Consider the following 917-nt stretch of genomic DNA (forward strand, 5'->3'; position numbering starts at 1 on the left):
TCCGGCCTCACCTGCACAGATGAAAACTTCATGCATAAAGCGGGTGTTTTTCGTCTGGCAGAAGAACTCGGACTCATTATCATCGCACCCGACACAAGCCCTCGTGGTGAAGATGTTGCCGATGACCCCGAAGGCTCTTATGACCTAGGCTTAGGGGCTGGCTTCTATCTAAATGCTACACAGCCACCCTGGTCTTCCCACTATCGAATGTACGATTACATCGCAACAGAACTACCGAAACTTGTTGAACGCAACTTCCCTGTCTCCAATGTAAAGTCTATTTTCGGGCATAGTATGGGCGGGCATGGCGCTTTAACTATTGCCCTGAAGAATCAAGAAGCTTATCGGTCAGTCTCTGCCTTCAGCCCTATTAGCAATCCAATCAATTGCCCATGGGGACAAAAAGCATTTCTCGCTTACCTTGGCACGGATCAGAATACATGGAAACAATACGATAGTTGCGAGCTGTTAAAAGAACATGGATGTGCGTTACCGATATTAGTGGATCAAGGTGATGAGGATAATTTTCTGCTGGAACAACTAAAACCCGAAAATCTTGTAGAATCCGCCAAATCTGTCGGCGCGAATCTAGAACTCAGAATGCAAAAAGGCTACGACCATAGTTACTTTTTTATTCAAAGCTTCATAGAAGATCACCTAAGATTCCACTTTGCTCACTTAAGCAGAGCTGACTAAAAGCGTTTTAGTGTGTAGAGATACTTTCGCCTCTTAATTATCTAAGGGTTAATTGGCACGGGTAAGTGCCCAGTTTTCACCAAAATGACCGTCTCCTCTTCAACGAAGGGGTGATGCTGACTCATGTGAGGGCTACGTATCCAGCTTCCTTTAGGATAGATGCCATGCTCATCACAAAACTTTCCCGATAGGACAAAAATTTCCTCCCCTCCAAAATGACG

The 917-nt window shown here is 45.1% G+C and carries 2 protein-coding genes; one reads left to right on the forward strand and one right to left on the reverse strand.

Annotated elements, in window-relative coordinates; genetic code table 11:
- A partial coding sequence (fghA, locus tag A3756_RS22770; RefSeq protein WP_068554754.1) for an S-formylglutathione hydrolase occupies nt 1-696 on the forward strand: 696 nt, incomplete at its 5' end.
- Between the two features lie 41 nt (nt 697-737).
- On the opposite strand, the gene A3756_RS26260 is transcribed toward fghA, so the two are convergent.
- Nucleotides 738-917: cupin domain-containing protein (locus A3756_RS26260; protein ID WP_197481475.1), on the reverse strand; the 180-nt coding region annotated here is incomplete at its 5' end.

Source organism: Oleiphilus sp. HI0086 (assembly GCF_001635225.1).